This is a genomic window from Streptomyces sp. NPDC051133 (genome assembly GCF_040682635.1).
GTDB lineage: Bacteria > Actinomycetota > Actinomycetes > Streptomycetales > Streptomycetaceae > Streptomyces.
The window spans coordinates 11,518-36,345 of record NZ_JBFBBK010000062.1; the positions used below are offsets into that span (position 1 = coordinate 11,518).

Consider the following 24,828-nt stretch of genomic DNA (forward strand, 5'->3'; position numbering starts at 1 on the left):
CCCGCTCTCGGTTCTGGCGTGTCTGGTGCACGTCGTTCCTCCGTCCCCGCGCGCGCGTGTGCCTCGTACAGGTACGCAGAGATCGGCCGCCGTGCTCACCAGGTCGGCCGCGCCGAGACTCCGCCGTCCACCACTAGGTCGTGACCGGTGATCCAGGAGGCCAGCGGCGAGGCCAGGAAGACGCAGGCGCCGGCCACGTCCTCGGGGCGGCCCAGGCGGCCGGTGGGGGCAGCGGCGAGCCAGCGGTGCACGCCCTCCGGCCAGGCCCCGGCCAGGCCCTCGCGGTCGATCAGGCCGGGCGAGACCGTGTTGACGCGGATGCCGGCCGGGCCGTACTCCAGGGCCGCCGCGCGGGCGTGCATGACCACCGCCGCCTTGGCCGCGGCGTAGTGCGCGTGGCCGGGGGCGGGGCGGGCGGCCTCGATGGAGGCGATGTGGGTGATGGTGCCGCCGCCGTGCTCGCGCAGCCGCGCGGCGGCTGCCTGGGTGCAGGCGAACACGCTGGTGAGGTTGGTGTCGACGACCGCGCGCCACTGCGCCGCCGTCATGCCGGGCAGGGGCTGGACCGGCTGGACGGCGGCGTTGTTGACGAGGGCCGTGAGACGGCCGCCGGACCAGTCGGCCGCCTCCCGGACCAGCCGGTGGCAGGCGTCCTCGTCCGTCAGGTCCGCCTGGAGCACGACGGCCTCGCCGCCCGACTCCCGGATGCGGTCCGCCACTTCCCCGGCCGCCTCCAGCGCCGTACGGCAGTGCAGGGCCACCGCGGCACCTTCCCGGGCGAAGCGCAGGGCGATGGCGCGGCCGATGCCGCCGCCCGCACCGGTCACCAGGGTGGTCTGTCCGTCGAGCAGGGTCATGGGCGGCACAGTTCCGTGATGCGGGCGGCTTCGGACGGGTAACGCGCCGTCAGCTCCTCCGCGTTTGCGTGCGCGTAGTCCTCGTAGGTGAATCCGGGGGCCATCGTGCAGCCGAAGAACGTCCACGCGCCGCCCGGTGCCACCCGCGCGCCCATCCAGGTGCGGGCCGGCACGGTCAGCTGGAGGTGCTGGCCCGAGCGCAGGCCGGGGCCGAGGACGGTGGTGCGGGCGGTGCCGTCCGGGGCGAGGAGCAGCAGGTGGAGCGGATCGCCGAGGTAGAAGTGCCAGACCTCGTCGGTGGGGAGGCGGTGCAGGGCGCAGAAGTCGTCCGCGGTGAGCAGCACGACGATGGCGGAGCCCTCGGGCCGGCCGTCCGGCCGCTGGGGCCCCGCCCAGGTCTGCCGGAACAGTCCGCCCTCGCGGGGGATCGGCTGGAGTCCGTAGTGGGCGATCAGCTCTTGTGGCGTCGTCGTCACCCGGGGAAGGCTACCGCCCGGTCGAGGAAGGCCAGTTGGGCGCGCTTCTCGGGCAGGTGGACGTCGGGAACGTCCACCTCGGGGAGGACGACCGCCGGTCCGCGGACGAAGCCCTGGCGCTCGAAGCGGTCGATCGCCTTGGTGTTGCGTACGTCCGGGTCGACCACGAGCCGTCGCCGGTCCAGGCCGAGCAGCGCGTACGCCGTCATCGCCGTCAGCAGCGCGGAGGTCCAGCCGGGCCGGGGGCCGGCGGGGCCCGCGGGGGCGAGGAGGACGTGGATGCCGAGGTCGCCGGGGCGTACGTCGTAGCACTCGCCGACCCGGTCGGCGGCCGGTTCGTACGTCTGGAGCAGGGCGGCCGGTGCGCCGTCCTTGGTGACGAGGTGGGCGTGGTGGGTGTCGAGGCCCGCCATGTGGGCGTAGACCTCGGCGACCTGGTCCCGGGTGAGGCCGGTCATGCCCCAGAAGGCGGCGCGTTCCTCACGCGCCCAGGCGTGGACCACGGCCGCGTCGGCCGCCGGGTCGAGGGGGCGGACACGGACGGTGCCGTAGCCGTCGACGTGGTGCTCGTACAGGTCAGACATCGGTCTCCTCGGTGCGGTCGCGGGTCAGGAGGGCCCAGTCGGTGACGATCGGGGCCAGTTCCCCCGTGAGCCAGAGGGGGAGTTGGTCGGTGTGGTGGGGGGCGCCGGGGACGCCGTCGGCGCCGAAGGGGACCACCCAGCGGCTGTTGTCGCGGTCGGCCAGGTCCCAGACGTAGCGGGCCGCGGGGCCGCGGGCGGCGCGGTCGGTGAGGCCGGGGACCGCGGAGGTGCAGAGCACGCAGTCGTGGTCGCCGGCGAGGCCGGGTTCCGGGTACGGCTCCGCGGACGACTCGGGCGCCGGGTACGGCAGCGCGCGCCAGGGGATCAGGCGGTGGGTGTCGGACCAGGTGCCCGCCGGGGGCCGGACGGCCACCTCCTGAAGTGCGGTGCGGACGGCGGCCGGGCGGTCGATGCCGTACAACTCCTCGGCGCGGAGCAGGTGTTCGAGGGCATGGCCGATGCGGGGGACGAGGGCCAGCCAGGGGAGCAGGACCTCGGGGTAGGCGGGGGGTTCGGCGAGCGGGGCGAACACGGGATGCGCGGCGAGGTGGCGTACGACCGCGGAGCGCACGGCCGCGTAGGCCGCCGCGTCGGTGCTGCCGGCGTCCATGTGGCGGTCCCAGGCGAGCAGGCGGTCGCGGAGACGGGCCGCTTCGGGGGTGAGGCCGTCGAGGGCGGCGAGGTGGTCGAGGAGGGGCGCGGCGGAGGCGAGACGGGTGTCGGTGTGGATCGCGGGCATGGCCTCGGCGGTCCAGGAACGGCGGGTGTCGAGGAGGGCGCGGATGCGGTCGGCACGGTGCGGTGGGGCGAACTCGACGCCGAGGGGGGTGGCCAGGCCGCGCTGGTTGGCCATCACCGCGATGCCGTCGGCCGGTTCGGCGTACGGCGTCCGGTGCGTGCCGTGCCAGTCGTGGCCGGGGTGCCAGGCGGGGACCGGGTGGAGCCGGTTGGCCTCGGCGCGCAGGGGGACGCGGCCGGCGACGCGGTGGAGGGTGTGGCCCCGGGTGTCGGCGGCCTGGACGACGTTGACGGGCTCGGCCCAGGCGTCCAGGGCCCGGTCGATGTCGGCGACGGTGCGGGCGCGGAGGAGGGGGAGCAGGGCGCTGAAGCCGAGGTCCTCCGTGACGCGGGGTGGGTAGCGCAGGGCGAGCGCCTCGGCGTCGGCGTGGGCGGCCCGCGGGGTGTGCGGGGGTTCGCGGGTGAGGCCCGCCTCCAGCCCCTCCGGGCCGCCGGCGATCACCGGGCCGCGGGGTGTCTCGATCAGCTCGATCTCGACGGGTGCCTCGCCCGCGATCCGCACGGTCTCGGTGTGGCGTGCGGCCCGGCGCCAGTGGCCGTCCGGGCCGAGGGCCTCCACGCCTGCGCCGGTGCGCCGCAGCCGTTCGCGGTAGAGGTCCTGGTAGTCGGCCATGGCGTTGGTGATGGCCCAGGCGGCCGTGCCGGTGTGGCCGAAGTGGGCGATGCCGGGCACGCCCGGGACGGCGAGGCCGATGACGTCGAACTCGGGACAGGCGAGGCGGATCTGCTGGTAGACGCCGGGGTCCTCGATGAAGCGGTGCGGGTCGCCGGCGATGAGGGCGTGACCGCTCGCCGTACGGGCGCCGGTGAGCAGCCAGCCGTTGCTGCCGGCCGTGCCGGGGCCGTCGGTGGCGAAGAGGCGGGCGGCGTCGGGTCCCAGGTGCCGTATCGCCTGCTCGCGCCAGAGCTTGGCGGGGAACCCGGCGAACAGGATGTGGGTGGCGAGCCAGACGCCCAGCGGGGTCCACGGCTGCCAGCGGCCCGGGGTGAGGCCGGTGCGGGGGAACTCGGGGGCACGGCGGGCGCCGGCGGGCAGGCCCTCGTTGACGCCGTCGGCGTAGGCGCGGACCCAGTCGGCCGTCTCCGGGTCCCGGCGTTCCAGTGCCGCGAAGCAGCGGCGGGCGGTGTCGTCGAGGCGGGCCCGGCGGGCGAGGACGTCCCAGGACAGGGCGTCGGCGCCGAGGAAGGAGGCCGAGGTGCCCTGGGCGCGGTGGCGTTCGACCTCCAGCTGCCAGGCCCGGTCGAGGGCGGTCACCCGGCCCTGGGCGTGGGCGAGTTCGCGGGCGCCGGACGCGCGCAGGTGCGGGACGCCCCAGGCGTCGCGGTAGGTCTCGGCGGTCACCCCGGGGGCCCCCTCTGATCTCAGGCCTTCCTTTTAGGTAAGCCTTGCCTAAGTTGTGTGGGGGAATCGTACGCGAGCGGCAGGCGGCCGGGCGCCCCCGGGACCGGCACCCGCCGCGTACCCCCGGACCGGCGCGCGCCGTTCCCGGGCCCGCGAGATCATCGACCCATGGACGTGACGCTGCACCTCGCCCAGGACCCCGAGGCCGACGCCCTGCTCGGCCGCTCCCCGCTCGCCGCCCTGGTCGGGATGCTGCTCGACCAGCAAGTGCCGATGGAATGGGCGTTCAAGGGGCCCCGGACCATCGCCGACCGGCTCGGCGCCGACGACCTGGACGCGCACGACATCGCCGCCATGGACCCGGAGGCCTTCGCCGCGCTGCTCTCCGAGAAGCCCGCCGTGCACCGCTACCCGGGATCGATGGCGAAGCGGATCCTGCAGCTGTGCCAGTACCTGGCCGAGCACTACGACGGGGACGCGGAAGCGGTCTGGCGGGACGTCCGGACCGGTCCTGAGCTGCTGCGGCGCCTCGAGGAACTGCCGGGGTTCGGCAAGCAGAAGGCGCAGATCTTCCTCGCGCTGCTCGGCAAGCAGCTCGGGGTGGCGCCCACGGGGTGGCGGGAGGCCGCGGGCGCGTACGGCGAGGTGAAGTCCTTCCGGTCCGTCGCCGACATCACCGGCCCCGAGTCGCTGGCCAAGGTACGCGCCCACAAGCAGGAGACGAAGGCGGCGGCGAAGGCGGCCAAGGCGGGCGGGAAGCAGGCCGGGGCGAGGTAAGCCGACCGGCCCACCCGGGTGGCGGGAGTCCCCCGCGCGGTCCAAGCATGGACCATGACCGAGGCACCGAACAGCGGCCCCGAGTGGGGCCGTGAGTACGACGACCGGCATGTCCACGCGACTCCGCCCGCGGGCGGGCACCACGAGCCCGAGCCGCCGTTCGAAGGCCCCCTGCACGCCCTGTCCCGGGCCGCCTGGCAGGTCGTCCTGGTCACCGGGATCGCCTCGCTGATCCTCGGGATCCTGGTCCTGATCTGGCCCGGCCACTCGCTCCGCGTGGCCGGCGTCCTCTTCGGCGTCTACCTCGTCGTCAGCGGCGTCTTCCAGCTGGTCTCCGCGTTCGGCACGCACAAGGCGACCTCGCTGCGCGTGCTGGCCTTCATCAGCGGTGCGCTGTCGATCCTGCTCGGCCTGTTCTGCTTCCGCGGGCCCATGCAGTCGATCCTGCTGCTCGCCCTGTGGATCGGCATCGGGTGGCTGATCCGCGGCATCACCCAGACCGTGGCCGCGCTGCACGACTCCCGGATGCCCGCCCGGGGCTGGCAGATCTTCCTCGGGATCGTCACCTTCGTCGCCGGGATCGTGCTCATCGACTCGCCGTTCCGCTCGATCGCGGTGCTGACCCTCGTCGGCGGCATCTGGCTGCTCGTGGTGGGCGTCGTCGAGATCGTCACCTCGTTCGGCATCCGCAGCCGGGCCAAGGCGGTGCCCCGCACGCTGTGACCCGCGGCGTCAACCCGCGGCCCCTCACCTACGCCGTGCGGGCGGATCCCGGGCCCTGCGTGCTGCACGCCCCGCCCGCGGGGGGACAACCCTGCCGTGAGCAGAACCGCGCGCAGTCCCCGCAGCCGCACCTGGCTGCGGGCGCTCGTGCTGCTGCTCGCCCTGTGGGTGCCCGGCGCCCATCTGCAGGCCCAGGCCGCGCCCGCCGCCGGCGCGGCGGCCGAGACCTTCGAGCACGACGTCCTCGACACGCTCGTACGGCCCTGCGCCCGCGCCATCCACCGGGCCGACGTACCCGAACGCCCCGCACCCCTCCCCGACCCGGCGCCACCGGCCCGGCCCGCTCCGCGCCCGTGCTCCGCCACGCCCCGGGAGCCGTACGCCCCGGCCCTGCTGCGCACGGTGGTCCTGCGCTGCTGACAGACCCGCGCCCCGCACAGGTCAGTCGGCTCGACGCAAGGAGCACAGCCATGCCCATGGACCCGTACGCCGTTCTGCGCGCTCTGCTGCGCGCGGAGGCCAGGCGCGGTACGGCACCCAAGCCGGAGCAGAAGGAGGAACCGCAGCGGCCGACCGGGAAACGGAACCGCTGAACCGGTGCCGGCGGGGGCGGGCTACCGTCTCCGCCGGGCCGTGCCGAACAGGGAGCGCGTGATCTCACGGCCGAGCTGCGTGCCGACCGAACGGGCCAGGGACTTGAACATCCCGCTTCCGACGACCTGTTCGACCAGGGACGGCTCCTCATCGGGGGCCCGGGGAGCCCGCGGGGGCGGTGCCTGCGGTGCGGGCGCGGCGGCGCTCAGCTTCTCGTAGGCCGACTCGCGGTCCACAGCCTGTGCATAACGGCCGTGCAGCGGGGAATCGCGGACCGCCCGGTCCAGTTCGGCCGCGTCCACCGGGCCCATCAGGGACTCCGGGGGGCGCAGCCGGGTGGCCGCGACCGGGGTCGGGGCGCCGTTCTCGCTGAGCACGGTCACCACGGCCTCGCCGATGCCGAGGCCGGTGAGCAGTTCCTCCAGGTCGTACGCCGACCTCGGGAAGGTCTGCACGGTGGCCCTCAGGGCCTTCTGGTCGTCGGGGGTGAAGGCGCGCAGGGCGTGCTGGACGCGGTTGCCGAGCTGGGCGAGGACGTCGGCGGGGACGTCCTTGGGGGTCTGGGTCACGAAGAAGACCCCGACTCCCTTGGAACGGATGAGGCGGACCGTCTGCGTGATGGAGTCCAGGAACGCCCTGGAGGCGTCGTCGAACAGCAGGTGCGCCTCGTCGAAGAAGAAGACCAGCTTGGGCCTGTCGGCGTCCCCGACCTCGGGCAGGTCGTGGAAGAGGTCGGCGAGCAGCCACATCAGGAACGTCGAGAACAGCAGGGGTCTGTCCTGCACGGCGGGGAGTTCGAGCACCGAGACGATGCCGCGCCCGTCCTCGGCCGTACGGAGGAATTCCGCCGTGTCGAACTCCGGCTCGCCGAAGAAGTCCGCCATGCCCTGTGCCTCGAAGGCGGTGAGCGAGCGCAGGATGACCCCGGCCGTGGCACTGGACAGGCCGCCGATGTTCCGCAGCTCGGCCTTGCCCTCGGCCGAGGTGAGGAAGGCGACCACCGCCCTGAGGTCCTTGAGGTCGATCAGCTCCAGGCCCTTGGTGTCGGCGTAGTGGAAGATCAGGCCGAGGGACTGCTCCTGTGTCTGGTTGAGCTGGAGGACCTTGGCCAGCAGCACCGGGCCGAAGCTGGTGACGGTGGCGCGCACGGGAACGCCGTGACCCAGGCCGCCGAGCGCGAGGAACTCCGCCGGAAAGCCGGCCGGCGTCCACGGCCGGCCGACCTCGCCGGACCGCTTGCGCACCCGGTCGTTCTCCTGCCCGGGCCGGGCGATGCCGGACAGGTCGCCCTTGACGTCCGCGAGGAACACCGCAACGCCCTGGGCCGAGAGTTGCTCGGCGATCAGCTGGAGGGTCTTGGTCTTGCCGGTGCCGGTGGCGCCCGCGACCAGCCCGTGCCGGTTGAGCATGGACAGGGGGATGCGGACGGCGGCGTCCGGGAGACAGGTGCCGTCCCACAGCAGCGCGCCGAGGTCGAGGGCGGGGCCCGTGAAGGCGTATCCGGAGGCGATCTCCCGTGCCTCGGCGGGGAGGTCCGCGCCGCCCCCGGGGGCGGCGGGCGGCACGGTCTCGCTGTCGCTCATCTCCGGCCCCTCTTCCCACGATCGGCCCATATGCCCCTTTTGCGGCATCTTTTCAAGCGTTGCACTCCGCCGCCATGGCTGCGCCCGGAACGTCTGGGCCGGTAGGCTTTCCGTGTGATCTTCAAGCGCATCGGAAACGGCCGGCCGTACCCCGACCACGGCCGGGAAAGCACCCGGCAGTGGGCGGACGTCGCGCCGCGCCCGGTCCGCCTCGATCAGCTCGTGACGACCAAGCAGCAGCTCGACCTCGAGACCCTGCTGGCGGAGGACTCGACCTTCTACGGCGACCTCTTCGCGCACGTCGTGAAGTGGCAGGGCGACCTGTACCTCGAGGACGGCCTCCACCGCGCGGTCCGCGCCGCCCTCCAGCAGCGGCAGGTGCTGCACGCGCGCGTGCTCGAGCTCGACTGACCCCGCGCGGACACGACGGCCGGCTCCTTGGCCCTTTCGGGTTCCGCTGAGCGGCATCGACTGATCATCTAATAGGCATCGCCGCTCAGGCGCACTACGCTGCGCCCATGAGCATGCTGACTCCCCCCGGCATGGGCGGCAAGTACCGGATCACGGGGGACAAGTACCCTCGCATGCGCCCGCCCCGGCGCCGCGGCAGGCTCGTGGCCGTGGTGGTGGCGTCCGTCGCCGTGCTCGGACTGGTCGGGTGGGGCACCCTGCAGCTCGTCGACGTCTTCACGGGCGGCGGCGAGAAGCACACCACGGCCGGGACAGGGACGCGCTGCCGCACCGAGGCCGCGCCCGCCGCGCAGCTGAAGGCCCTGCCCCAGCCGGGCGGGATCACCGTGAACGTCTACAACGCCACCGCCCGCGCCGGGCTCGCGAAGGACACCGCGGACCAGCTGAAGAAGCGCGGCTTCAAGATCGGCTCCGTGGGCAACGCGAGCAAGGAGTTCGACAAGAAGGTGAAGGGCACCGGCCTGCTCCTCGGCCCCGCCGACGCCCGCGACACCTCGCTGGCGGTCCTCGCGACGGAGATCACCGGCGCCGAGCGGCGCGCCGACGCCGGCCGCAAGGGCGCCGCCGTGGACTTCGTCATCGGCGACGCCTTCAAGGGCCTGGCCGCACCGGCCGTGGCGGAGCAGGCCCGGGCGGCCCTGACCGCGCCTCGGCCGACGGCGTCCACGAAGAAGGGCTGCTGAGGAAGCACGCAGGGGCGCGGGGCGAGGACCCCGCACCCCCTCGGACGCGGACCTGCCCGGCCGGACGCGGAACCGCCCGGCCGGACGCGGACCTACTCGGCCGCGCCGTACAGCCGGTCCCCCGCGTCCCCGAGCCCCGGCACGATGTACCCGTGCTCGTTGAGGTGGTCGTCCACGGCCGCCGTGACCACCGTCACCGGCGTACCCGCCAGCTCGCGCTCCATCAGCTCGACGCCCTCGGGAGCCGCGAGGAGGACCACGGCGGTGACGTCGTCGGCCCCGCGCTTGATCAGCTCCTGGATGGCCGCGACCAGCGTGCCGCCCGTGGCCAGCATCGGGTCCAGGACGTACACCTGGCGGCCCGAGAGGTCCTCCGGCATCCGCGAGGCGTAGGTGGAGGCCTCCAGCGTCTCCTCGTTGCGGATCATGCCGAGGAAGCCCACCTCGGCCGTCGGCAGCAGCCGCACCATGCCGTCCAGCATGCCGAGGCCGGCCCGCAGGATCGGCACCACCAGCGGGCGCGGGCGGGCCAGCTTGACGCCGGTGGTCTGCGCGACGGGCGTCCGGATGTCGACGACCTCGGTGCGCACGTCCCGCGTGGCCTCATAGGCGAGCAGGGTGACCAGCTCGTCGGCGAGACGGCGGAAGGTGGCGGAGTCGGTGCGCTGGTCGCGCAGCGTGGTGAGCTTGTGAGCGACCAGGGGGTGGTCGACGACATGGAGACGCATGGCCCTAACGGTACCCGCGCCCCGCACTTCGTCGGCCCTGGCATCGGACCCGCCGTCCGGGGGAAAGTGGGAGGGACGGACCTGGGGTGGTGGTGACATGGCTGACCTGTCGGACCCGCCGGAGACGGCGGGCGAGCGCGAGACAGCCGATCCCGAGCCGTCGGAGACCGACTCCGAGCGGCGCCGCCGCCGCGCCCAGTTCCTGCGCGACCTGGCCGAGGCACGCGCCCTGCGCGCCCGGGTCCAGCCGCGACGCGCCAAGGCCGCCCGGCTGCGCCACGCGATGCGCATGCGGACGTTCCGCTGGTAGGGAGGAACCCCCGTGAGCACGGCACCGCAGATACGTTCTGAGTGAGGAAGATCCGCGCACGCACCGGCGTTTGGGCGGCGGGCGTGCGTGAGCGCGCGGAAAAGCCGCGTACGATCCGCAGGTGGCGGCAACGAACGCTCAACACACAGGGAGCCGAAGACGTCCCCTGACAGCCTTGTTTCTGCCACGATTCCGAGTGGGCGGGGCTCGGAGACCGAGCTCTTCCCGCCGATGTACCTCCGCCGGGGGGACCCCCAACCGGCACGCCTATGACCAGTGGGAGAGTCACGGTGTACTTCGCCGCACTGCTCGCGCGCACCGAAGACGGGTGGGAAGCGAGCGACACAGAGCTCGACGATGTGGAAACCCTGTCGGATCTGGCCGACCTGGCCCGGGAGGCCAACCCCGACGAGGACACGGTGCTCGTCCTGATCGAGCAGGAGGACGCCTGGTTCGGCGTCGTCCGCGTGGACGGCGAGGACGACCCTCGCATCTACGTCTCGGACGCGGCCGCGGCCCAGCGCAGCGCCTACGGTGAGCTGCTGCTCACGGACGAGCTGCTCGGCCGGGACCCCGGCGCCGACGACGGCACCGACCTGGACTCCCTGGACCTCGACGGCACGGAGGACGGTGAGTCGGAGGACGACGACGACGAGGACGAGGACGGTGTCGCCGCCGACGCGGTGCCGCACAGCCCGGTGGGCGACGGCGCGATCCTGGACGACCTGGGCGTCAGCGAGAAGGAGCTGCGCACTCTGGACGCCGAGGAGGCCCTGAGCTCGATCGCCGAGGCCCTGGGTGCCTCGGAGGTGCTGGAGACCGTCCGCTGACCGCGGCACGGCTCCCCGGCGCCACGGCCGGCGCACCGGACCCGGTCCGCGACCCCTGGCGGGCGGCGATGCGGCTCGCCCTGGACGAGGCCGAAGCGGCCGTCCGGGGCGGGGACGTCCCCGTCGGCGCCGTCGTGCTGTCCCCGGACGGTACGACGGTGCTCGGCGCCGGGCACAACGAGCGCGAGGCCACCGGCGACCCCACCGCCCACGCGGAGGTGCTCGCCATCCGGCGGGCGGCGGCCCGGCTCGGGGAGTGGCGGCTGACCGGCTGCACGCTGGTGGTCACCCTGGAGCCGTGCACGATGTGCGCCGGCGCCCTCGTGCAGTCCCGGGTCGACCGGGTGGTCTACGGCGCCCGGGACGACAAGGCGGGCGCGGCCGGATCCCTGTGGGACGTGGTGCGCGACCGGCGGCTCAATCACCGTCCGGAGGTCGTCGAAGGCGTGCTCGCGACGGAGTGCGCCCGGCTCCTCACCGATTTCTTCCGGGACCGGTGAATACCGATTTCAGACCTTGCCCCACCTTGCTGTAGGGTCTCCCTCGGTAGCGTGTCCGAGCGGCCGAAGGAGCTCGCCTCGAAAGCGAGTGTGGCGCAAGTCACCGAGGGTTCAAATCCCTCCGCTACCGCTTGTGGAAGGGCCCCGTCGAAAGACGGGGCCCTTCCTGCGTCCCGTGGAAGGGACACAAGAAGGGCCGCACGGCGAGGGACCTCCAAGTGCCCGCCGCTTTCCGGAGGATGGCGCGCCGCGCGGCCGTACGGGCCCGGCAAAAGACCTCGGCCGCCGGGCCGTTGATCCCCGGAAAGCGCGCGAAGGTTACACTCGCCGCCGGCAGCAGGGGCCCACGGGGCACGGGACAGGGGAGGCCGCGGTGGCGGTGAACGCGAAGAAGATCGCCGTGTACGCGCTCGTGGTCTTCGCGCTGTACGTGATCATCACGGACCCGGCGAAGGCCGCCGACTACGTGCAGATAGGCTTCGAGGGCATTTCGGACGCGGCCAAGGCCATCGGCGACTTCATGACCTGGGTCGCCCACGGAGGAAAGAGCTGAGGTACACCCCATGATCCGCCACCTGGTCCTCTTCAGGCTCAACGAGGGCGTCGAGCGCGACGATCCGCGGGTCGTGGCGGGTGTCGAAGCCTTCCGCGCGCTCGGCGGGCAGATCGAGGAGCTGCGCTTCTGGGAGTGCGGCTGGAACATCAGCGACCGGCCGATCGCGTACGACTTCGCGATCAACTCGGCGGTCGAGGACACCGACGCCCTGGGGCGCTACCTGGAACACCCGGCCCACCAGGCGGGCGTCGCGCTGTGGCGCGAGTTCGCCACGTGGGTGATCGCCGACTACGAGTTCTAGGGCATCTTCCCGAAAGCCCCCCGCCGGATCGGCGGGGGGCTTTCGTGCGTCTTTACGTCCCAACTTGTCGATGTTTGACCACAACACGACGTTATGCGGTGCTTGCACACAGTGCACATGTCTTGTGATGCTATGACCGCTTTTGACGGATGATTGAGCGATGAAGAGGTGGCGTTGACCGTGTCGGCCAGTACTGCGCCACCCCAGGAGGAGGCGCCCGCTCCCGCCCCCGAGCCCCCCGAGAAACGGCGTGGCGCCGACACCCGAGCCCTCACCCAGGTACTCTTCGCCGAGCTGAAGGAGCTGACCCCGGGCACGCCGGAGCACAACCGCGTACGGGGAGCGCTGATCGAGGCGAACCTCCCGCTCGTGCGCTATGCCGCCGCCCGCTTCCGCTCCCGCAACGAGCCCATGGAGGACGTGGTCCAGGTCGGCACCATCGGCCTGATCAACGCCATCGACCGCTTCGACCCGGACCGGGGCGTGCAGTTCCCGACCTTCGCGATGCCGACCGTGGTCGGCGAGATCAAGCGCTACTTCCGGGACAACGTCCGCACGGTCCACGTACCGCGCCGGCTGCACGAGCTGTGGGTGCAGGTCAACAGTGCCACCGAGGACCTGACCACGCTCTACGGCCGCTCGCCGTCGACCGCCGAGATCGCCGAGCGGCTCAGGATCAGCGAGGAGGAGGTGCTCTCCTGCATCGAGGCGGGGCGTTCGTACCACGCCACCTCGCTGGAGGCCGCGCAGGAGGGCGACGGGCTGCCCGGCCTGCTGGACCGGATCGGCTACGAGGACCCGGCCCTGGACGGCGTGGAACACCGCGATCTGGTCCGCCATCTGCTCGTCCAACTCCCCGAGCGGGAACAGAGAATCCTTCTGCTGCGCTACTACAGCAATCTCACCCAGTCTCAGATCAGCGCGGAACTCGGTGTCTCCCAGATGCATGTCTCCCGGCTACTCGCGCGTAGCTTTCAGCGGCTGCGGTCCGCCAATCGCATCGACGCATAGCGCACACCGGCGGTGCACAGCGGGCGTTCGACCGGTGCATAGCAGGCGCACGGGAGCACACGAACCGAACGCCACTGCATCGCAAACTCGATCGAGCGCTAACCGGCGCGAGCGAATCGCTCACCTGGGCTGTTTCCGACAGTTGCCCGCCGAATAACCGTCAGACCCCTTGTTTCCAGGGCTGATTCGCCTCTCGCATGTCGACATGTCACTACAGCGTGTTGCCGACATGTGACATTCTGCGGGAAGCGCGTTTGCCGGGGCCCCGGCGCCGGTATTCAGGTGAAGGCTGCGTCGCTCGAAAGACAGGCGCCGCCCCGACCGTCCCGCGACCCAAAGGGGGTGGCATGTCCGCAGAACAGGGCAGCTCGAAGGTGCTGACGCCCACGAAGAGCGAGGCAGCGCCCAAGGAGCTCGACGCTCTCGACGTCCTCGACGGCATCGAGGGCGTCACGGCCCTCGACGCCGTGCCGGCCCCGGCCGTCCCCGCAGCCGATGCGGAGGCCGCCGCCCCGGCCCTGCCGGCCGCCGGGGACATCGACACCCGCACCCTGTCCCGCTCCCTGTTCCTGCGGCTCGCCGCACTCGACGAGAACAGTCCCGAGCGCGCCTACGTCCGGGACACCCTGATCGAGCTGAACCTGCCGCTGGTCCGCTACGCGGCGGCCCGCTTCCGCTCGCGCAACGAGCCGATGGAGGACATCGTCCAGGTCGGCACCATCGGCCTGATCAAGGCGATCGACCGCTTCGACTGCGAACGGGGCGTGGAGTTCCCGACGTTCGCGATGCCGACGGTCGTGGGCGAGATCAAGCGCTTCTTCCGGGACACCTCCTGGTCGGTGCGCGTCCCGCGCCGTCTGCAGGAGCTGCGCCTGGCCCTCACCAAGGCCAGCGACGAGCTGTCCCAGAAGCTGGACCGGTCTCCGACGGTGACCGAGCTGGCCGCGGTGCTCGGCGTCTCCGAGGAGGACGTGGTCGACGGCCTCGCGGTCGGCAACGCCTACACCGCCTCCTCGCTCGACTCCCCCGCCCCCGAGGACGACGGCGGCGAGGGCTCCCTGGCCGACCGGCTCGGCTACGAGGACACCGCGCTGGAGGGCGTGGAGTACCGCGAGTCCCTCAAGCCCCTGCTGGCCAAACTCCCGCCCCGGGAGCGCCGGATCATCATGCTGCGCTTCTTCGCCAACATGACCCAGTCGCAGATCGGCGAGGAGGTCGGCATCTCCCAGATGCACGTCTCCCGGTTGCTCACCCGGACCCTGGCCCAGCTGCGCGAGGGTCTGATCTCCGACTGACCCTTCTTTTCTGACATACCGTCAGTCACACTGGCCCGATGCCGCGAGCGACAGGGCCGGACCGCACCGCACGCACGGCCGGGATGACCCGGGCGACATGGACGCGTGGCCGCCGAGGCGCCGTTACGGCAGCGTCGGCGGCCGTCGTCTGTCTGGGCGGGGTGCTCGCCGCGTGCGGGGGCGGGAACTCGGGCGGCGGCTACGTCGCCGTCGGCGCGGGCTCCCCACGGGACGATCCGAGCGCCACCGCACCGACCGGGTCGGTGACGTTCGTACCGCTCGACGGGGCGAACGGTGAGGGCGGAGCCAACTCTTCCGAAGGCACGCGGGGTTCGGGCCGTACCGGCGCTTCGGGCCGGCCCGGTACCGCGGAGGGGGCGGCGCCGGACGATTCGGTCACCCCGGACGCGGGCGGCGACCCGGGCACCCCGGGCGCGGGCGGCGGCTCCGGCACCCCCAGCGGAGGTGCCACCCCGGGCGGTCCTGGCCCGGGCGGCGGCGGGGGCGGTCGTACGACACCGGCGCCCGGCCCTTCCGGCCCGGCTCCGAGCCGTACCGCGAGCCCTTCCCCGGCCGACCTCTCCTGGGGCGACCCGGCGACGGCAGCGGCGGACCGGCGGTGGTGCCAGAAGGTGACCGTCGCCTTCCACAACTCCGGCGGTACGGCCGTGCGTTCGGGCTCGGTGACGTTCGGCACGCACATCATCGGCGCGCTCGGCATCGACTGGGGGACGGTCGAGTCGACCGTGGACCTCCCGGCACCGATCGGTCCCGGCGCACACGAGAAACCCACCTGGACGTTGTGCGTCGACACCTGGCGGGTGCCGCTCGGGATGCACATCGAGACGCGGGACGTGTCCGTCCGGTGGGAGTAGGGCCTGCGGGAGCGGGCCCGGTACGTCCTACATCATCGCGAGCCAGGCGACGCCCGCGATCACGGCGACGGCCACGACGATGCCGACGATCAGGCCGATGCGGGGGCCCGAGGAGGCGGCCGCCGCCTGCTGCTGCCGGCCCTGCGGGGCCTCGTCGACGAACGCGCGGAACATCTGGGTGCTGCCGGCGGGGTCGTAATTGCCCTGGGGGCCCTGGGTGTTAGCCATGGCCCGAGACCTTAGCGAAGACGGGCCCGGCGGCCCAAGTGGGGGGCCATCGGGACAGAGGGGGGCACCCCACCCCGCCTCACCTCGATGTTTACGATCGCAATACTTGCCTTTGTCAAGTTTTTACGCCCGCACCCCCCTACTTGTTTGCCTGCAGCAACCAACCGCCGTTATGGTTGCCCCAAGCAACGATTACGGGAGGTGTGATGGCCGAGCAGGCGCAGTTCGAAGAGCTGGCACGTCAGCTCAGTGCCGTCGGAGCCGTGAAGCGGGACATGGGGCGCATCCTGCCCCCCGACTGCCCGGCCGGCTCGGCCGCCGTGCTGACCCTGCTCAGCCGACACGGAGACATGCGCATGAGCAAGCTCGCCGAGCTGCTCGCCGTCGACATGTCGGTGACCAGCAGGCATGTCGCGCACGTGGCCGCACGCGGCTGGATCGAGCGGCACCCGGACCCGGCGGACAAGCGCTCGCGCATCCTGCGCCTGACGCCCGCGGGCCTGGAGCAGTGCGACGAGCTGTCCCGGCGCACCACGCACCTGCTGGCCGAGCGGCTCGCCGACTGGACCGACGACGAGGTCGGCCAGCTCATCCGGCTGATGACGCGCCTGCGCGCGTCCTTCGGCGACTGCCGCTCCGCCCCCGTCCGGCTCCCGGCCCCGGTGGCCGGGGAGACCGCTCCCGTCGTCGCACAGACCACCCGTACACCCGCAAGCACGTAAGAAAAGGAAGCCCATGGCAACGACCACACCAGCCGGTGTGCGGGCTCACGCCAAGCACGGGGGAGGTTCCTCGGCGAGCGAGGCCCCGATGACGCACCGGCAGATCATGGAGGCGCTCTCCGGCCTGCTGCTTGGCCTGTTCGCCGCCATCCTGTCCTCCACCATCGTCACCAACGCCCTGCCGACGATCATCAAGGATCTCGGCGGCGGCCAGTCCGCCTACACCTGGGTCGTCACCGCGGCGCTGCTCGCCCTGACGGCCTCCGTGCCGCTGTGGGGCAAGCTCGCCGACCTGGTGAGCAAGAAGGCCCTCGTCCAGATATCCCTGGTCATCTACATCATCGGCTCGGTCGTCGCCGGTCTGGCGCAGAACCCGGCGATGCTGATCAGCGCGCGTGTCATCCAGGGCCTCGGCGCCGGCGGTCTGTCCGCCCTGGTGCAGGTCATCATGGCCGCGATGATCTCCCCGCGGGAGCGCGGCCGGTACTCCGGCTACACCGGCGCCACCTTCGCCGTCGCCACCGTCGGCGGCCCGCTGCTCGGCGGTGTCATCACCGACACCTCCTGGCTCGGCTGGCGCTACTGCCTGTACGTCGGCATCCCCTTCGCGCTGATCGCGCTGGTCGTCCTGCAGAAGACGCTGCACCTGCCGGTCGCCAAGCGGAAGGTCAAGGTCGACTGGACCGGCGCCTTCTTCATCACCGCCGCCGCCTCGCTGCTGCTGGTCTGGGTGACCTTCGCCAACGACAAGTACGACTGGCTGTCCTGGCAGACGTACACGATGGTGGGCGGCACGATCGTGCTCGCGCTGCTGTTCGTGTTCACCGAGACCAGGGCCTCCGAGCCGATCATCCCGCTGCGCCTGTTCCGCAACCGCACGATCTCGCTGGCCTCGCTGGCCTCGCTGTTCGTCGGCGTCGGCATGTACGCGGGCACCGTCTTCTTCTCGCAGTACTTCCAGCTGGCCCGCGACAAGTCCCCGACGATGTCCGGCGTCATGACCATCCCGATGATCGGCGGCCTGTTCGTCGCCTCCATGGTCTCCGGCCGGTTCATCACCAACACCGGACGCTGGAAGGGCTGGCTGGTCGCCGGCGGGCTGTTCCTCACGGCCGGTCTGGCCCTGCTCGGCCTGATGCGCTACGACACCCCCTACTGGCAGCTGTCGATCTACATGGCGCTCCTGGGCATCGGCGTCGGCATGATGATGCAGAACCTGGTCCTGTCCACCCAGAACCAGGTCAGCCCCAAGGACCTCGGCGCCGCCTCCTCCACGGTCAGCTTCTTCCGCTCCCTCGGCGGTGCGGTCGGCGTCGGTGTGCTCGGCTCCGTCATGGCCGAGCGGATCACGCACTACGCCAAGGACTCCATCACCGACCTGAGCCCGAAGTCGCGGCTGGCCGCGGCCAAGGCCACGGGCGGCGGCGCCCTGCCCGACATGAACGCGCTGCCGGGGCCGGTGCGCAACTGGCTGGAGGGCGCCTACGGCCACGGCATCGCGGACGTCTTCCTCTACGCGGCCCCGTTCGCGCTGGTCGCGTTCCTCACGGTGCTGTTCATCAAGGAGGTCCCGCTGCGGACCACCGGCGCGCTGGCGCAGGCCGCGCAGGACAAGGCCGGGGCGGTCGCCGAGGCCGCCGCATCCCTCGAGACGACCGTGGAGAACGTCGTGCAGGAACCCGCACAGCAGAACGTGCCCGGCTGGGCCCAGCCCGTCGTGTCGGACACGTCCGGCCCGGCGGCGGCCACCGCCGCGGCGCCCGTGGCGACCGCCGTGGCCACGCTCGCCGAGCCCACGTCGGGCGCGGGCGGCGGCACCCCGGTGCACGGCTTCGTCCGCGGCGCCGAGAGCGCCCCGGTCCCGCAGGCCGCGGTCACCCTGATCTCGCTCGGCGGACGCCAGCTGGGCCGCTCGGTCGCCCAGGCCGACGGTTCCTACTCGCTGGCCGCCCCGGGCACCGGCAGCTACGTGCTGATCGCCTCCGCCGACGGCTACCAGCCGCAGGCCTCCACCGTCGTGGTGGGCGAGGAGCCGCTGTCGTACGACATCCTGCTCAGCGGCACCAGCGGGCTGACCGGTGTGGTCCGGGCCGCCGGGAGCGCGCTGCCGGTCAAGGACGCCATGGTGATCGTCACCGACGTGCGCGGTGACCTGCTGGCCACCGCCGCCACCGGCGAGCAGGGCGAGTTCGCCTTCACCGACCTGGTGCCCGGCACGATGACCGTCGCCGTCAACGCGAGCGGGTTCCGCCCGCGGGCGCTGCCGGTCGAGGTCGGCGCCACCGGCATCACCCGCCTCGAGGTCGACCTGGACGCCGGCGCCCGGCTGCAGGGTGTCGTCAAGGCCCCGCACGGTCCGCTGGCCGACGCCCGGGTGACCCTGGTGGACCAGGCCGGCAACGTGGTCGGCACCGCCACCACCGGTACGGACGGCGCGTACGCCTTCACCGACCTGAACAGCGGCGAGTACACCGTCATCGCGACGGGCTACCCGCCGGTGGCCACCGCGCTGACCGTCTCCGGCACCGGTGCCGACGGCCACGACATCGAACTCGCCCACCCCGGCGAGTAGTTCGACCACGGCCCGTGGCGCGCGCCGCTCCCGGAGGTGGCGGCGCGCGCCACGGGCCGGTTTCATGAGACCAATTTGTAGGGCTTTTCAGGGAGAAAACGGGATGGGACTGACCGCGAAGATCCGTACGCGGGACGGGTGGGCCGTGTCGCACGCGGTCGTCACGGTGACCGACATGACCGGCACGCAGGTGCTGCGCGCCGAGGCGGACGCCGAGGGGGCCGTACGGGACGCCACCGAGCTGACGCCGGGGGCGTACACCGTGATCGTGACGGCCGTCGGGTACGCGCCCGTCGCGTCCAGCACGATCGTCACCGCGAGCGGCCGGGCCGAGGTGGGCTCGGTGACGCTGGCCCGGCAGGGCGGCACCGAGCTGCCGCCGCCCGGCCCGTGGACGATCGACCCGGTGCACTCCTCCGTCGCCGCCGTCGCCCAGCACCTGGGGATCTCCAGCGTGCACGGCCGGTTCACGGAGTTCGGCGGCACGATCGAGATCGCGCCCGACGACGTCATCAAGTCCCGTGTGGAGGCGGTGATCAGGTCGGCGTCCATCGACACCGGCAACGGCATGCGCGACACGCATCTGCGTTCCGCCGACTTCCTCGACGTCGAGCGGCACCCGGAGATCACGTACCGCTCCACGGGGGTGACGGCCGCGGGTTCGGACCGCTGGACGGTCCACGGCGAGCTGTCCATGCACGGGATCGTCCGGCCGGTGGACCTGGACCTGGCCTACCTCGGCACCGGCGCCGACCCGTGGGGCGGCACCCGGGCCGCGTTCCGCGCCACCGCGGAACTGCACCGCGAGGACTTCGCGATGAACTACAACCAGGTGCTGCAGGCCGGCATCGCCGCGATCGGCACGACGCTGAGGGTCGAGCTGGACATCCAGGCGGTGCAGGGCGACTCGCTGCCCCAGGCATAGGCACAGCAGGGTCAGCCACAGGGGCACGCGCTGCCCCTAGGCTGCCCCCATGGCACCGAACATCGCGAGCAACACCCGGGTTTCGCTGGACGAGCTGCTGGACTTCGTACGGCCCCGCCACCGCGCTCTGCTGATCACCCGCCGCACCGACGGCAGCCCGCAGGCCTCCCCGCTGACCTGCGGCGTCGACGACTCGGGCCGGATCGTGGTCTCGACCTACCCCGAGCGTGCCAAGACCCGCAACGCCAAGCGGGACCCGCGGGTCAGCCTGCTCGTCCTCAGCGACGACTGGAACGGCCCCTGGGTCCAGATCGACGGCACGTCCGAGGTCATCGACGCCCCCGACTCCGTGGAACCCCTGGTCGAGTACTACCGCAACATCGCCGGCGAACACCCCGACTGGGACGAATACCGGCAGGCGATGCTCAAGCAGGGCAAGTCCATCATCCGGGTGACCCCCGAACGCTGGGGCCCGGTGGCCACCGGCGGGTTCCCGGCGCGGCTGGTGACGGACGAGCGGTAGGCCCCGGCGTCAGCCGCGGTCGACCATCGCCTCGATGCCGGCGATCAGCAGGTCCAGGGCGAAGGTGAAGTCCCGGTCCAGCATCTCGGCGACCGTGTCCCCGCCGCGGGCCGCCAGGATGTCCTTCGCCTCCTCGATGACCCCGGCGGTCTCCGGGGCCTCGGCCACCATGGCCATGGCCTGCCGGTGGTACTCGTCGGCGCTCAGCCCGGTGTCCGCGATCCGCGCGGAGAAGTGGGCCTCCATCGTGCCGAAGCCGTACACGAACTGGAAGACGGCCGAGATCGCCCCCATCACCCCGTGCGCGGGCAGCCCCGCCCCGCGCACCACCCGCTGGACCGCACGGGAGAAGGCCAGCGAGTTCGGGCCGATGTTGAGGTAGCGCCCCGCCAGCGGCGACAGCCAGGGGTGGCGCACCAGCAACGCCCGGTACTCGGTGGCCAGCCCCCGCAGCTGCCCGCGCCAGTCCTCCCCCTCCGCCTCCGGGTCGGGCAGCGGCAGCTCGCCCAGCGCGGCGTCCAGGGCGAGTTCGAGCAGGTCGTCCTTGGTGTCGACGTACCAGTACAGGGACATCGCGGTGACGCTCAGCTCGGCGGCCAGCCGCCGCATGGAGAACTTGGCGAGTCCTTCGGCGTCGAGGAGCCGTACGGACACGCTCGTGATCCGCTCCCGGTCCAGCCCGGACGGCTGTCCGCCGCCACGGCCGCCCCGGCGGGCCTTCCCCTCCAGCCACACACTGGCACGCGCCGACCGACCCGCTTCCTTCACCACGGCGCACCCTTCTCCCGTCCGCTCACCGACCCAACCTACGGGGACCCATACCCTCCCGGGCTCCCAGACGCTCACCCGCGCCTCCCGCCGATGAGCGGACCGGCCGCGACGCTACTTCTTCCGCGTCAGGTCGTAGAAGGTGGCCGAACCGGCCGTGACCTTCTTGAAGGTGCTCTGCACCCACGAGCTGATCCGGGAGGACGTGCCGCTGTCGCCGCCACCCCCGCCGAACCCGCCGCCCGCGATGAAGTAGTGGACCTTGCCCTCGGCCACGTACTTCTCGAACTGCGCCAGTGTCGGGGACGGGTCGGTGCCGTTGAAGCCACCGATCGCCATCACCGGGTCACCGGTGGCGAGCTGGTATCCGGCCGCGTTCTGCGAACCGATGGAGGCGGCGACCCAGGTGTACTTCGAGGCGTCCGTCTCCAGCAGCTTCTCGGCGGCGGAGGACACGGTCGCGCCGTTCAGCAGGCCGCCGGCGCCGCCGCCCATGCCGCCCTCGCCCATCCGGCCACCACCGGGGAAGCCATTGCCGTTCTGGCCCTGTCCCTGGCCCTGGCCCTGGCCCTGTCCCTGTCCCTGTGTGTTGCCGTTGCCCTGCTGCTGGTTCTGGCCCGGCATGCCACCACCGGGGAAGCCGCCGCCCCCAGGGAAGCCGTTGCCGTTCTGCCGATTCTGCTGCCCCGGCATCCCCCCGCCGAAGCCACCCCGCATGCCTCCGCCGGCGCCGCCTCCCGGGCGGCCGCCGCCGAAGCCCATCGTGCTCGCGCCCGCCGGACCGGCCGTCGGGATGGAGCCGGTGTGCGCGGAGTCCACCGTGCTGAGCGTGTACGCCGTCGGACCGGCGAGCGCGGCCACCAGGCCCACCGCCGCCGCCAAGAGCGCCGGCCGCCGGGAGATCCGGCCGGCGAAGATCAGGCCCAGCGCCGCCGCCAGACCACCGATCAGCACCAGCCACTTGAGCCAGGGGAGATAGGTGGAGGTGCGGTTGAGCAGGACGTATCCCCAGGCCGCCGCGGCCACCACGGACGCGGCGAGGGTGATCGACGCCCAGGTCTCCCCCCGCCGCTCCCACAGCAGTCCGGCACCCATGCCGACGACGGCCGCCAGGTACGGCGCGAGCGCCACCGTGTAGTACTGGTGGAAGATGCCCGCCATGTAGCTGAAGACCACCAGCGTCATCAGCAGCGAGCCGCCCCACACCAGGAACGACGCCCGGGTGACGGACGTCCGCTTCAGCTTCCGGGTGGCCACCAGCCCCGCGGCCAGCAGGATCAGCGCGGCCGGGAGCAGCCAGGAGATCTGGCCGCCGATCTCGGAGCCGAACATCCGGTCCCAGCCGGTCGCGCCCCAGCGGCCGGAGCCGTTGCCACCGCCACCGCCGCCGACGCTGCCGGTCTCGTCGCCGTTGATGCGGCCGAGGCCGTTGTAGCCGAAGGTCAGCTCCAGGAAGCTGTTGTTCTGCGAACCGCCGACGTAGGGGCGGGAGGAGGCCGGCCACAGCTCCACGATCGCCACCCACCAGCCGCCGGAGACGACCAGCGCGACGGTCGCGAGGCCCAGCTGGGCCAGGCGCCTGAGCAGCTTCACCGGACCGCAGACGGCGTAGACGAGCGCCAGCGGCGGCAGGACGAGGAACGCCTGCAGCGTCTTGGCGAGGAACGCGAAGCCGATCGCGGTGCCGGCCCACACCAGCCACCCCGTCCGGCCGTCCTCCACCGCCCGTACGACGAAGTAGCAGGCCAGCGCCATCAGCAGGGCCAGCATGGCGTCCGGGTTGTTGAACCGGAACATCAGCGCCGCGACGGGGGTGAGCGCGAGCACCGCACCCGCGATCAGACCGGCCGCCGGGCTGAACCGGCGCCGCACGCCCGCGTACACGACCGCCACCGTGCCGACGCCCATGAGGACTTCGGGGGTGAGGATCGCCCACGTGTTCAGGCCGAAGACCCGGACCGACAGCTCCATCGGCCACAGGAAGGCCGACGGCTTGTCGACGGTGATGGCGTTGCCCGCGTCCAGCGAGCCGAAGAAGAACGCCTTCCAGGACTTGCCGCCCGCCTGGACGGCCGCCGAGTAGAAGGAGTTGGCGTAGCCGGAGGCGCTGAGGCCGTAGAGATAGAGGAGGAGGGTGGCGGCCAGCAGGCCGAGGAGGGCCGGGCGGGCCCAGCGGGGGTCCTCGGGCCGGCCGCGCCACAGTCTCCGGGCGAACGGCTGCCCGGGCTCACCGGCCTCGGGCGCGCTCGGGGGAGCCGTGGGAGGCGGGCCCCACACGGTCGTACCGCTCTCCTGGTGGATGGTCATCGGGGGTCCCCCGGGTCGGTGTCGTGAGGGCGCACCGGCTGCAGTCGCATGGTGGCGTCCCTCCAGCTGCCGTCCGCGGCGTCACCGGCGCGGACCTGGGTGGTCGTCGGGTAGGGGCCGTACGGCTGCGGGTGCGGCACCGGCCGCTGGGGCAGCGGTGCGTACGGGGCCGTAGGGGCCGTCGTGCTGTAGGTCGGCGAGGACGGGGTGTGCGCGGCGACCACCGTGGACGGGGTGGTCTCCCCCCGGTCCGGGAAGACCCAGGCGCGGAAGAGCAGGAACCGCAGCACGGTCGCCGCGAGGTTGGCGGCGATCAGCACCGCCAGCTCGGTGGAGTGCGCCGGGCCGGCGCTGGCCGTGTTCAGGGCGGCCAGGGAGCCGCTGGTCAGGGCGAGTCCGATGCCGAAGACGACCAGGCCCTGTGCCTGGTGGCGCACGGCGCCGCCCCGGCCGCGCACCCCGAAGGTGAGCCGGCGGTTGGCGGCCGTGTTGGCGACCGCGGAGACCAGCAGGGCGAGCGCGTTGGCGATCTGCGAGCCGGAGAACTGCCGGAAGACGCTGTAGAGCAGGAGGTAGAACAGGGTCGACAGGGCGCCCACGACACAGAACCCGACGAGCTGGCGGGCCAGTCCCTTCGGCACGTCGGTCAGCTGCCGGTCGCGCGGGTCGTCCCCGAAGGGCCGGGTCAACCGGTCCAGCGACAGCGAACCGGTGGTCAGCGCCTTGCCGACCCGCCACACGCCCTTGAGGTCCTCGGTGGCGGTCCGCACGATGTGCACGGTGGAGTCGGGGTCGTCGACCCAGTCCACCGGCACCTCGTGGATCCTGAGCCCGGCCCGCTCGGCGAGCACCAGCATCTCGGTGTCGAAGAACCAGCCGGCGTCCTCCACCAGCGGCAGCAGCACCTGCGCCACATCGCGCCGGATGGCCTTGAAGCCGCACTGCGCGTCGGAGAAGCGGGCCTGGAGCGAGCCGCGCAGGATCAGGTTGTAGGCCCGGCTGATGAACTCCCGCTTGGGGCCGCGGACGACCCGGGAGGTGCGGGCGAGCCGGGAGCCGATCGCGAGGTCCGAGTGCCCGGAGATCAGCGGTGCCACCAGCGGCAGCAGGGCGTTGAGGTCGGTGGACAGATCGACGTCCATGTAGGCGAGGACCGGCGCCTCGGAGGCGGACCACACGGTCCGCAGGGCGCGCCCGCGGCCCTTCTGCTCCAGCCGGAAGTTGGTGACCTCGGGGATCTCCGCCTCCAGCCGCGCCGCCACCAGCGGGGTGCTGTCCGTGGACGCGTTGTCCGCGATCGTGATCCGGAAGGCGTACGGGAAGGTCCGCGTGAGGTGCTCGTGCAGTCCGCGGACGCACGGCTGGAGGTCCTTCTCCTCGTTGTGGACGGGGACCACTACGTCCAGGACAGGCGTACCGGCGTCCGCGGCCGGGAGGTGCTCCCGCGCCGGCAGGGTGCCGGGAGAAGAGTCGGTTCGCATGGGACCGA

Annotated in this window: 28 protein-coding genes and 1 tRNA gene; 19 read left to right on the plus strand and 10 right to left on the minus strand. The window is 72.5% G+C overall.

Going from position 1 to position 24,828, the window contains the following annotated elements:
- Positions 1–95: 95 nt before the first annotated feature.
- From AB0N17_RS39020 to AB0N17_RS39035, 4 genes are read right to left on the minus strand one after another with little or no spacing between them, the layout of a single operon-like run.
- On the minus strand, positions 96–857 hold the full coding sequence (locus AB0N17_RS39020; RefSeq protein WP_366016414.1) for an SDR family NAD(P)-dependent oxidoreductase: 762 nt from the start codon (positions 855–857) through the stop codon (positions 96–98).
- Complete coding sequence (locus tag AB0N17_RS39025) at positions 854–1,333, minus strand: cupin domain-containing protein (protein WP_366016415.1); 480 nt, start codon at positions 1,331–1,333, stop codon at positions 854–856. Before AB0N17_RS39025 ends, AB0N17_RS39020 begins: the two co-directional genes overlap by 4 nt.
- Positions 1,330–1,917, minus strand: a complete 588-nt coding sequence (locus AB0N17_RS39030) for a GNAT family N-acetyltransferase (RefSeq protein ID WP_366016416.1) — start codon at positions 1,915–1,917, stop codon at positions 1,330–1,332. The genes AB0N17_RS39025 and AB0N17_RS39030 overlap by 4 nt, the downstream gene beginning before the upstream one ends.
- Positions 1,910–4,057 (minus strand): penicillin acylase family protein, encoded by a 2,148-nt coding sequence (locus AB0N17_RS39035; protein ID WP_366016417.1) that lies wholly within the window; start codon positions 4,055–4,057, stop codon positions 1,910–1,912. The genes AB0N17_RS39030 and AB0N17_RS39035 overlap by 8 nt, the downstream gene beginning before the upstream one ends.
- Before the next feature lie 168 nt (positions 4,058–4,225).
- Between AB0N17_RS39035 and AB0N17_RS39040 the strand changes: the two genes are divergently transcribed.
- The 4 genes from AB0N17_RS39040 (at position 4,226) to AB0N17_RS39055 (ending at position 6,150) form a co-directional block, all read left to right on the plus strand.
- Positions 4,226–4,834 carry an HhH-GPD-type base excision DNA repair protein gene (locus AB0N17_RS39040; RefSeq protein ID WP_366016418.1) on the plus strand — a complete coding sequence of 203 codons (609 nt, stop codon included), beginning with the start codon at positions 4,226–4,228 and terminating at the stop codon, positions 4,832–4,834.
- Between the two features lie 54 nt (positions 4,835–4,888).
- Positions 4,889–5,557, plus strand: coding sequence for an HdeD family acid-resistance protein (locus AB0N17_RS39045; protein WP_366016419.1), 669 nt, complete (start codon positions 4,889–4,891; stop codon positions 5,555–5,557).
- Between the two features lie 96 nt (positions 5,558–5,653).
- Positions 5,654–5,977: a hypothetical protein gene (locus AB0N17_RS39050; protein WP_366016420.1), complete on the plus strand. Its 324-nt coding sequence runs from the start codon at positions 5,654–5,656 to the stop codon at positions 5,975–5,977.
- A 50-nt stretch (positions 5,978–6,027) separates the two neighbouring features.
- Positions 6,028–6,150, plus strand: coding sequence for a hypothetical protein (locus AB0N17_RS39055; protein ID WP_366016421.1), 123 nt, complete (start codon positions 6,028–6,030; stop codon positions 6,148–6,150).
- 21 nt (positions 6,151–6,171) lie between these two features.
- Here AB0N17_RS39055 and AB0N17_RS39060 read toward each other — a convergent pair whose 3' ends face one another.
- Complete coding sequence (locus AB0N17_RS39060) at positions 6,172–7,734, minus strand: helicase HerA-like domain-containing protein (RefSeq protein WP_366016422.1); 1,563 nt, start codon at positions 7,732–7,734, stop codon at positions 6,172–6,174.
- 114 nt (positions 7,735–7,848) lie between these two features.
- Between AB0N17_RS39060 and AB0N17_RS39065 the strand changes: the two genes are divergently transcribed.
- Together AB0N17_RS39065 and AB0N17_RS39070 are read left to right on the plus strand one after the other, a co-directional pair.
- Positions 7,849–8,145, plus strand: coding sequence for a type II toxin-antitoxin system VapB family antitoxin (locus tag AB0N17_RS39065; protein WP_004943146.1), 297 nt, complete (start codon positions 7,849–7,851; stop codon positions 8,143–8,145).
- 107 nt (positions 8,146–8,252) lie between these two features.
- Positions 8,253–8,888, plus strand: coding sequence for a LytR C-terminal domain-containing protein (locus AB0N17_RS39070; protein WP_366016423.1), 636 nt, complete (start codon positions 8,253–8,255; stop codon positions 8,886–8,888).
- Between the two features lie 92 nt (positions 8,889–8,980).
- On the opposite strand, the gene upp is transcribed toward AB0N17_RS39070, so the two are convergent.
- Entirely contained in the window at positions 8,981–9,616 is a 636-nt protein-coding gene (gene upp, locus AB0N17_RS39075; protein WP_366016424.1) for a uracil phosphoribosyltransferase, read from the minus strand.
- A gap of 97 nt (positions 9,617–9,713) precedes the next feature.
- On the opposite strand from upp, the gene AB0N17_RS39080 reads away from it, so the two are divergent.
- From AB0N17_RS39080 to AB0N17_RS39120, 9 genes are all read left to right on the plus strand, one after another.
- Positions 9,714–9,926: a hypothetical protein gene (locus AB0N17_RS39080; protein WP_366016425.1), complete on the plus strand. Its 213-nt coding sequence runs from the start codon at positions 9,714–9,716 to the stop codon at positions 9,924–9,926.
- Between the two features lie 290 nt (positions 9,927–10,216).
- A complete protein-coding gene (locus AB0N17_RS39085; RefSeq protein ID WP_366016450.1) occupies positions 10,217–10,756 on the plus strand; it encodes a hypothetical protein in 540 nt (179 codons plus the stop codon).
- 68 nt (positions 10,757–10,824) lie between these two features.
- Positions 10,825–11,256, plus strand: a complete 432-nt coding sequence (tadA, locus tag AB0N17_RS39090; protein WP_366016426.1) for a tRNA adenosine(34) deaminase TadA — start codon at positions 10,825–10,827, stop codon at positions 11,254–11,256.
- Positions 11,257–11,301: 45 nt separating this feature from the next.
- Positions 11,302–11,386 (plus strand) — tRNA-Ser (locus AB0N17_RS39095).
- Between the two features lie 243 nt (positions 11,387–11,629).
- The gene (locus AB0N17_RS39100) at positions 11,630–11,809 is read left to right on the plus strand and encodes a hypothetical protein (protein WP_366016427.1); all 180 of its coding nucleotides are present in this window, start codon (positions 11,630–11,632) and stop codon (positions 11,807–11,809) included.
- A gap of 10 nt (positions 11,810–11,819) precedes the next feature.
- A complete protein-coding gene (locus AB0N17_RS39105; protein ID WP_366016428.1) occupies positions 11,820–12,113 on the plus strand; it encodes a Dabb family protein in 294 nt (97 codons plus the stop codon).
- 174 nt (positions 12,114–12,287) lie between these two features.
- Positions 12,288–13,124 carry an RNA polymerase sigma factor SigF gene (locus AB0N17_RS39110; protein ID WP_366016451.1) on the plus strand — a complete coding sequence of 279 codons (837 nt, stop codon included), beginning with the start codon at positions 12,288–12,290 and terminating at the stop codon, positions 13,122–13,124.
- Between the two features lie 347 nt (positions 13,125–13,471).
- Positions 13,472–14,419 (plus strand): RNA polymerase sigma factor SigF, encoded by a 948-nt coding sequence (locus AB0N17_RS39115; RefSeq protein ID WP_366016429.1) that lies wholly within the window; start codon positions 13,472–13,474, stop codon positions 14,417–14,419.
- Positions 14,420–14,457: 38 nt separating this feature from the next.
- On the plus strand, positions 14,458–15,294 hold the full coding sequence (locus tag AB0N17_RS39120; RefSeq protein WP_366016430.1) for a hypothetical protein: 837 nt from the start codon (positions 14,458–14,460) through the stop codon (positions 15,292–15,294).
- A gap of 27 nt (positions 15,295–15,321) precedes the next feature.
- Here the strand turns inward: AB0N17_RS39120 and AB0N17_RS39125 are convergent, their stop codons facing one another.
- Positions 15,322–15,522, minus strand: a complete 201-nt coding sequence (locus tag AB0N17_RS39125; protein ID WP_366016431.1) for a hypothetical protein — start codon at positions 15,520–15,522, stop codon at positions 15,322–15,324.
- Between the two features lie 206 nt (positions 15,523–15,728).
- Here AB0N17_RS39125 and AB0N17_RS39130 point away from each other — a divergent pair, with 206 nt between their 5' ends.
- From AB0N17_RS39130 to AB0N17_RS39145, 4 genes are all read left to right on the plus strand, one after another.
- Positions 15,729–16,244 (plus strand): MarR family transcriptional regulator, encoded by a 516-nt coding sequence (locus AB0N17_RS39130; RefSeq protein WP_366016432.1) that lies wholly within the window; start codon positions 15,729–15,731, stop codon positions 16,242–16,244.
- Positions 16,245–16,257: 13 nt separating this feature from the next.
- A complete protein-coding gene (locus tag AB0N17_RS39135) occupies positions 16,258–18,816 on the plus strand; it encodes an MFS transporter (RefSeq protein WP_366016433.1) in 2,559 nt (852 codons plus the stop codon).
- Positions 18,817–18,919: 103 nt separating this feature from the next.
- Positions 18,920–19,741 carry a YceI family protein gene (locus AB0N17_RS39140; RefSeq protein WP_366016434.1) on the plus strand — a complete coding sequence of 274 codons (822 nt, stop codon included), beginning with the start codon at positions 18,920–18,922 and terminating at the stop codon, positions 19,739–19,741.
- Positions 19,742–19,790: 49 nt separating this feature from the next.
- Positions 19,791–20,264 (plus strand): PPOX class F420-dependent oxidoreductase, encoded by a 474-nt coding sequence (locus AB0N17_RS39145; RefSeq protein WP_366016435.1) that lies wholly within the window; start codon positions 19,791–19,793, stop codon positions 20,262–20,264.
- Positions 20,265–20,273: 9 nt separating this feature from the next.
- Here the strand turns inward: AB0N17_RS39145 and AB0N17_RS39150 are convergent, their stop codons facing one another.
- The 3 genes from AB0N17_RS39150 to AB0N17_RS39160 form a co-directional block, all read right to left on the minus strand.
- On the minus strand, positions 20,274–21,035 hold the full coding sequence (locus AB0N17_RS39150; protein ID WP_366016436.1) for a TetR/AcrR family transcriptional regulator C-terminal domain-containing protein: 762 nt from the start codon (positions 21,033–21,035) through the stop codon (positions 20,274–20,276).
- A gap of 111 nt (positions 21,036–21,146) precedes the next feature.
- Positions 21,147–23,339 (minus strand): glycosyltransferase family 39 protein, encoded by a 2,193-nt coding sequence (locus tag AB0N17_RS39155; protein WP_366016437.1) that lies wholly within the window; start codon positions 23,337–23,339, stop codon positions 21,147–21,149.
- A complete protein-coding gene (locus tag AB0N17_RS39160) occupies positions 23,336–24,820 on the minus strand; it encodes a bifunctional glycosyltransferase family 2/GtrA family protein (RefSeq protein WP_366016438.1) in 1,485 nt (494 codons plus the stop codon). Before AB0N17_RS39160 ends, AB0N17_RS39155 begins: the two co-directional genes overlap by 4 nt.
- Between the last annotated feature and the right edge of the window lie 8 nt (positions 24,821–24,828).

Excerpts from the sequence above, each read along its gene's own strand:
- upp (WP_366016424.1), bottom strand. The coding sequence starts at position 9,616 with ATGCGTCTCCATGTCGTCGACCACCCCCTGGTCGCTCACAAGCTCACC.
- AB0N17_RS39040 (WP_366016418.1), top strand. The coding sequence starts at position 4,226 with ATGGACGTGACGCTGCACCTCGCCCAGGACCCCGAGGCCGACGCCCTG.
- AB0N17_RS39070 (WP_366016423.1), top strand. The coding sequence starts at position 8,253 with ATGAGCATGCTGACTCCCCCCGGCATGGGCGGCAAGTACCGGATCACG.
- AB0N17_RS39135 (WP_366016433.1), top strand. The coding sequence starts at position 16,258 with ATGGCAACGACCACACCAGCCGGTGTGCGGGCTCACGCCAAGCACGGG.
- tadA (WP_366016426.1), top strand. The coding sequence starts at position 10,825 with ATGCGGCTCGCCCTGGACGAGGCCGAAGCGGCCGTCCGGGGCGGGGAC.
- AB0N17_RS39115 (WP_366016429.1), top strand. The coding sequence starts at position 13,472 with ATGTCCGCAGAACAGGGCAGCTCGAAGGTGCTGACGCCCACGAAGAGC.
- AB0N17_RS39120 (WP_366016430.1), top strand. The coding sequence starts at position 14,458 with ATGCCGCGAGCGACAGGGCCGGACCGCACCGCACGCACGGCCGGGATG.
- AB0N17_RS39160 (WP_366016438.1), bottom strand. The coding sequence starts at position 24,820 with ATGCGAACCGACTCTTCTCCCGGCACCCTGCCGGCGCGGGAGCACCTC.
- AB0N17_RS39030 (WP_366016416.1), bottom strand. The coding sequence starts at position 1,917 with ATGTCTGACCTGTACGAGCACCACGTCGACGGCTACGGCACCGTCCGT.
- AB0N17_RS39145 (WP_366016435.1), top strand. The coding sequence starts at position 19,791 with ATGGCACCGAACATCGCGAGCAACACCCGGGTTTCGCTGGACGAGCTG.
- AB0N17_RS39105 (WP_366016428.1), top strand. The coding sequence starts at position 11,820 with ATGATCCGCCACCTGGTCCTCTTCAGGCTCAACGAGGGCGTCGAGCGC.
- AB0N17_RS39155 (WP_366016437.1), bottom strand. The coding sequence starts at position 23,339 with ATGACCATCCACCAGGAGAGCGGTACGACCGTGTGGGGCCCGCCTCCC.
- AB0N17_RS39125 (WP_366016431.1), bottom strand. The coding sequence starts at position 15,522 with ATGGCTAACACCCAGGGCCCCCAGGGCAATTACGACCCCGCCGGCAGC.
- AB0N17_RS39045 (WP_366016419.1), top strand. The coding sequence starts at position 4,889 with ATGACCGAGGCACCGAACAGCGGCCCCGAGTGGGGCCGTGAGTACGAC.
- AB0N17_RS39060 (WP_366016422.1), bottom strand. The coding sequence starts at position 7,734 with ATGAGCGACAGCGAGACCGTGCCGCCCGCCGCCCCCGGGGGCGGCGCG.
- AB0N17_RS39055 (WP_366016421.1), top strand. The coding sequence starts at position 6,028 with ATGCCCATGGACCCGTACGCCGTTCTGCGCGCTCTGCTGCGCGCGGAG.
- AB0N17_RS39080 (WP_366016425.1), top strand. The coding sequence starts at position 9,714 with ATGGCTGACCTGTCGGACCCGCCGGAGACGGCGGGCGAGCGCGAGACA.
- AB0N17_RS39140 (WP_366016434.1), top strand. The coding sequence starts at position 18,920 with ATGGGACTGACCGCGAAGATCCGTACGCGGGACGGGTGGGCCGTGTCG.
- AB0N17_RS39130 (WP_366016432.1), top strand. The coding sequence starts at position 15,729 with ATGGCCGAGCAGGCGCAGTTCGAAGAGCTGGCACGTCAGCTCAGTGCC.
- AB0N17_RS39020 (WP_366016414.1), bottom strand. The coding sequence starts at position 857 with ATGACCCTGCTCGACGGACAGACCACCCTGGTGACCGGTGCGGGCGGC.